Below are 5,824 nucleotides of genomic sequence, written 5' to 3' on the forward strand. Positions count from 1 at the left end.
CCTACGCCATCACCCAGCTCGAGGGAAGCCCGGCGGACAACGTCCTCGCGACCCGCGCATCGGCCGTCGTGAACAGCCGCGTGGCTGTGGGCTCGTCGACCCAGGAGGCGCTCGGTCACCTGCGCGGCGCGATCAATGACGACCGGATCGCGCTCGACGTGCTCGAGGCGTACGAGCCGTCGCCGGTCTCGCCCACGGGCGACGACGAGCGCTGGGCCGCACTGCGCGAGGCGGTCGCGGCCTCGTACCCCGAGGCGATCGCCGTGCCGTACATCATGCTCGCGGCCTCGGACGGCCGGTACGCCGCCCAGGTCTCGCCGGCGGTGTACCGCTTCGCGCCGCTGCTCATGGACAAGGAGCAGCGGGAGGCGATCCACGGCCCCAACGAGCACGTGGCCATCGAGTCGCTGGGCAAGGCGGTGGCGTTCTACCGGGCGCTGCTGACGGGGCCAGCGCTCGGACCCCACCCTCCCCGAAGTGGATCCATCTCGCTTTCCTAGGCGCTAAGGCGAGCGAAATGGATCCATCTCGCTCGCCTAAGGGCGTAGGCGAGCGAGAACGCACCGCCAGGAGGGCCGATGCGCGGGCTGGCTTCGCGCTAGCCTCGCCAGCATGAGCGTTCCCCGGTTGGACGCGCCGTCGGCGGCGGCGCTGAACGCCGACCTCACCGGCTGGACCGTTGACGCGGTGGGAGAGGTCCTGGGCGACCGCGCGATGCGCGCCCTGCATCGCGAACAGGTGATCCCGGCTCGCGTTGTCGCGCGAGATGTGGGCGCGGACGCCGGGACGCCGGCCAGCGCTGACCGCCTCGCCACTCTCAGCCGACTCCTGATGCTGGGCGAGGAGCTTCCGCGCCGCCAGGTGGATGCCGCCCTCGAGCGCGTGGGTACGGATGGCGCGGTGCGCGCCGGCCTGGTCGAGGTCGCGGGCAGTGGTCCCGACGATGGGGTGCGCTCGATCGTCGACGTCCGGCCCTATGAGTCCACGACCGCCAATGGCGAGGTGAACTGGTGGATCGCCTCGGACCAGACGGAGTCGGTGACGGCAGCCGCCGTGGGGCGCCACCACGTCCTCGGGGTGGGCGGTGCGTCCACGACGCTTGCTTCGGCCACGATCCGAGGCCACCGGCGGCGCGTGCTCGACCTGGGAGTCGGCTGCGGCATCCAGTCCATGCACGCGTCGCTGCATGCTGATGCGGTCGTGGGCACGGACATCTCGACGCGAGCGCTGGCGTTCGCGCGATTCAACGAGGCGCTCAACGCTCCAGCACTGGGTCGGCTCGGTTCGCAGGCAGGGGAGCAGGCCGCCAGCGCTCATCTGCCATGGGACCTCCGCGAAGGCTCGATGCTCGAGCCGGTGGCAGGCGAGACGTTCGACCTGGTGGTGTCCAACCCTCCGTTCGTCATCACCCCGCCGGGCGCGCCCACCTTCGAGTACCGCGACGGAGGCATGGAGCACGACGGCGTCGTGGCGTCGCTGATCCAGACCGTCGGCACCGTGCTGGAGCCCGGAGGCGTGGCGCAGCTGCTGGGCAACTGGGAGATCAGCGGCGACTGGCGAGAGCGGCTCGAACGGTGGCTCGATCTGGCCGCCGTGCCCCTCGACGCGTGGGTGGTGCAGCGCGACGCGGTCGATGCCGCCGAGTATGCGGAGACGTGGCTGCGCGATGCCGGGATCACGGCGGATCGCGCGCCCGACCGGTGGGAGCAGTACTACGAGGCCTACCTGCGGTCCTTCGATGCGGCGGGGGTCGAGGCGATCGGGTTCGGCCTCGTGGTGCTGCGCCGACCGCTTGGCGGCACTCCCACACTGCGCCGGCTCGAGGCGCACGAGGGCCCGCTCGCGACGCCGCTGGGGCCCACTCTCGCCGCGGCGCTCGAGGCGCACGACTGGCTCGCGAGCGCCCCCGACGAGGAGCTGCTGTCGACGGCGCTCGCCGTCGCGCCGGACGTCACCAAGGAGACCTACGGCCGGCCGCTGCTCGCGGACCCCGAGCACATCCTCATCCGCCAGGGCGGGGGCTTCGGCCGCTCGGTGAAGGCGGACACGGCCCTCGCCGGCCTCGTGGGTGCCTGCGACGGGGAGCTCCAGGTGGGCCAGATCGCGCATGCGCTCGCGGCTCTCCTGGACGTGCCATCAGGGGAAATGATCGGGGGCCTCGTCCCGGCTGTCCGCGAGCTGGTGCGCGACGGCTTCCTGGTGCGCTGACGGCACGGCGGCAGGCCGCGGACGGCGAGGCCATGGCGCGAGCCGCGGACCCTGGGACGTTGGTCCCGGAAATGGCAGGCCTCACCGGCGGGAATCGATGTTTACCGAACCGTTATCTACCAAGCCAAACGTAAATAGCCTGGTAGAAGGGCTGTAGCGGCGCCCCTGGGCCCATGGTCCCGGCGATCATTCCCGATTCCGCGAAACGGTTGCACCAGCCGGTAACCAACCCCGGATGGGAAAGGAAAAAGGAATCATGATCGCTCGACTCAAGTACCTCGGCATCGTCCTCGCCGTCATCGGCCTGGGCTTCATCGGAATCGGTGTCTTCGCCTACACGCAGGTGGCCGCCGGAGCCAACTCCCTCCAGAAGTTCTCGGAGGCGCAGAACGTCACCCTGTCCTACAACGAGGACGGCGTCCTCACCGACCGCGGCACCGTTGAGGGTGCTGAGGGCATCGTTTCGCTGGTCGAAGACGACTGGGGCTACACCCTCAAGTCCTCGGAGATGGACCCCAACGACCCGCTCGTGAACACCGGTTCCGAGTACATGTACCAGATGGGTCTGATCGCGTACCACACGCTGCACGGCACCCAGACGGTCGTCCTCGACGAGGCAGTCGAGTACAACGGCGAGACCTTCGAGGCCGGTACCTACGAGGTTGAGGTCGACGGCAAGTACTGGGCCGACTTCGACCGCATGCACCCGCTCGAGGGCCCGACTCGCTCGATGGCCTGGACCGGCACCGCGCACGCTCTGATGGGCGAGCTGGGAGTCGGCTCCGTCACCGCCAACGTGCTCGTGATGGGCACCGGAGTCGCGGCGATCGCCGGACTGCTGGGTGCGACCCTGATCCTCCTGGGCGGAGGCCTCGTGTGGGCCGGCGCCGCGGACAGCAAGAAGGCAGCGCTGAAGGACGCGCCGTCGATCGAGAAGATCGACGAGCCGGCCAACGCCTGATAGCAGTTCCTCTCTCTCACGGAAGGGCCCCTCTTCGGAGGGGCCCTTTCGGCGTGTCTGGGACAGTGCCGGTCCCGAACCTCTGCCGCCCGCGCCGCCCAGCGGATAGTCTCGCGACGTGAGCGCGCAGATCTTCACCTTCGGCGACTACACGCTCGACGCCGCCCGCTACCAGCTCAGCCGCGCCGGCGAGCCCATCCGCATCGAGCCCCGTGCGTTCGATCTCCTCCGCGTGCTCCTCGAGCAGCGTGACCGCGTGGTGACCAAGCCCGAGCTTCTCGATCAGGTGTGGCGCACGACCTTCGTCTCCGATGCCGCGCTCACCACCGCGCTGCGCACTGTCCGCCGAGCGATCGGCGATTCCGGCACCGAGCAGCGCATGATCCGCACGGTCCACGGCAGGGGCTATCAGTTCGTCGCGGACGTGGAGACGGCCGATGCGGCTGCCGAGGACACCGCCGATGTCGCGACGGCGGCGGGCGCACCTGCTCTGCAGCACGAGCGGCAGGTGCCGTCGCCGGCCGCTTCGGTCTCCGCATCGGCCCGCGATGGCAGGGAGCGCCAGTCCATCCAGTACTGCTCCGCTGCCGACGGCGCGCGGATCGCCTACGCCACCGTGGGCGAGGGACCGGTGCTGCTCAAGGCCGCCAACTGGATCACTCACCTGGACCTGGAGTGGGACAGTCCGGTGTGGTCGCACTGGCTGCATGGCCTCGCGCGGGGCCGGACCCTGGTGCGGTACGACGAGCGTGGCTGCGGGATGTCCGACTGGCAGGTGCCGGGCTTCGGCTTCGAGGACTGGGTGGCCGATCTGGAGACGGTGGTCGCCGCCACCGGGCTGGAGCGCTTCCCGCTGCTGGGGGTATCTCAGGGCGCGGCCGTCGCGATCTCGTTCGCCGCCCGCCATCCCGAGAAAGTCTCTCACCTGGTGCTCGCGGGCGGGTATGTCCTGGGCCGGCTGCTGCGCGCGCGGGACGAGGCGGAGCGCGCGGAGGCCGCCCTCGACATCGACCTCGCGCGTGTGGGCTGGGGGAGGCAGGACCCGAGCTTCATGCGGGTGTTCGCGTCGCAATTCCTGCCGCACGGGAGTCACGAGCAGTGGGACGACTTCACGACCTTCCAGCGCAGCACCACGTCGTCCGAGAATGCGGTGCGCTTCCTTGAGGAGTTCGCGCGCATCGACGTGGAGGACGAGGCGCCGCAGGTCGAGTGCCCCACGCTGATCCTTCACTCGCGCGACGATGTTCGCGTGCCCGCCGATCAGGCGCGCGAGCTTGCTGACTTTGGTTTTTATCATTCTGGGCTCCTGGGTTGATGGAGTTGTCTTGAGGGCGCGACGGCCCGGTGAGGCGGCGCTGTTTAAAAAATGACTATTACGCCAAATTACCGCAATGGCGGCAAAAGACAATGAATCTGAGCCGAACGGGAGAAAACTCGGGATATCCGGCCTTAACCGGATTTTTTCCTGTTTGAGGCCGGCGCAGCATCGCGGCACACCGCGGAAGACTCTGGCTAGACTGGGGTAAGAGGTGCGGCAACAGGACACCTTTCCAATTGCGGACAACCTATGAGCCATCACAAGGATCAGGCCCGGCCCAAGAGTGATCGCCAGATTCTCTCGGAGCAGATGGATGAGAGCCTGCGGGAGTACCAGCGCGACAACAAAGCGCTGATACTCTCGTCGATGGCGGCCGGTATGGAAATTGGTTTCAGTATCTTCCTGATCGCCGCGTTTTACAGCCACTTCCATGCCAGTGTTTCCCACCAGCTGTTATACCTGCTGGCGGCACTGAGTTATCCAGTGGGCTTTATGCTGGTCATCATCGGTCGCTCGGATCTGTTTACCGAGCATACCACCCTCGCAATCCTGCCGGTGCTGGACGGCCGCAAGCACGTGCGACAGCTGTTGCGGGTATGGGGGCTGATTTATTTCGGAAACCTGCTGGGTGCGGCACTGTTCAGCGCGTTGTTTGTACAGTTTGTGGATATGACCGACCGATTCGATGAATCGGTTTTCGGCTACTACGGGCACAAAATGATCGCTGACGACACGGGTGGGCAGTTTCTGGGGGCGATATTCGCCGGCTGGTTGATGGGGCTGCTGGCGTGGATGGTGTCCTCATCCACCGAGACCATAAGCCGGATTGCCGCGGTGGCAATCATCACCTTTGTGATCGGTCTCGGTGGCCTGCCCCACTGCATTGCCGGTGCCGTGGGCATGTTCTGTGCCTGGTTTGCCAAGAACACCACCGTCGGATTCGTGGATGTCCTTCAGTTCCTTGCGGTAGCAACCGTGGGCAACACCATCGGTGGTTCGGTGTTTGTGGGGCGCATGAAGTACAGCTTTACCGCCAGGCGCAGTGGCCAATAGGATGAAACTTCCTCTGTAGATTTTGTATCGCGTTTCGCTTGAGGTAATGGGAAATTCTAGCGGGAAATAGCGCTTGCTTCCCTGCCGCCTACTTGTGATGCCGCCGCTAAGTAGCCACAATTCGCGGCCATTCTTCGGTAAACCGCTGTTCCACCAGGAATCATTATGGCCATTGATATTGTGATCCTCGCCGCCGGCAAAGGCACCCGCATGCGTTCCGACCTGCCCAAGGTTCTCCATCCCATCGGCGGCGTGCCGATGCTGGGTCGGGTAATCGAGGCGGC

At 66.8% G+C, this 5,824-nt stretch carries 6 protein-coding genes; all 6 read left to right on the forward strand.

Going from position 1 to position 5,824, the window contains the following annotated elements; all coding sequences use genetic code 11:
• Positions 1–500: M20/M25/M40 family metallo-hydrolase (locus QZ483_RS12230; protein WP_297084396.1), on the forward strand; the 500-nt coding region annotated here is incomplete at its 5' end.
• A gap of 112 nt (positions 501–612) precedes the next feature.
• Complete coding sequence (locus QZ483_RS12235; RefSeq protein ID WP_297084398.1) at positions 613–2,208, forward strand: methyltransferase; 1,596 nt, start codon at positions 613–615, stop codon at positions 2,206–2,208.
• 256 nt (positions 2,209–2,464) lie between these two features.
• A complete protein-coding gene (locus tag QZ483_RS12240) occupies positions 2,465–3,169 on the forward strand; it encodes a hypothetical protein (RefSeq protein ID WP_297084400.1) in 705 nt (234 codons plus the stop codon).
• A 118-nt stretch (positions 3,170–3,287) separates the two neighbouring features.
• A complete protein-coding gene (locus tag QZ483_RS12245; protein WP_297084403.1) occupies positions 3,288–4,484 on the forward strand; it encodes an alpha/beta fold hydrolase in 1,197 nt (398 codons plus the stop codon).
• A 252-nt stretch (positions 4,485–4,736) separates the two neighbouring features.
• Positions 4,737–5,540 (forward strand): formate/nitrite transporter family protein, encoded by an 804-nt coding sequence (locus QZ483_RS12250; protein ID WP_297084404.1) that lies wholly within the window; start codon positions 4,737–4,739, stop codon positions 5,538–5,540.
• A gap of 165 nt (positions 5,541–5,705) precedes the next feature.
• Positions 5,706–5,824 (forward strand): NTP transferase domain-containing protein (locus QZ483_RS12255; RefSeq protein ID WP_297084406.1); only part of this gene is annotated, 119 nt, incomplete at its 3' end.

The organism is uncultured Demequina sp., assembly GCF_913055775.1.
GTDB lineage: Bacteria > Actinomycetota > Actinomycetes > Actinomycetales > Demequinaceae > Demequina.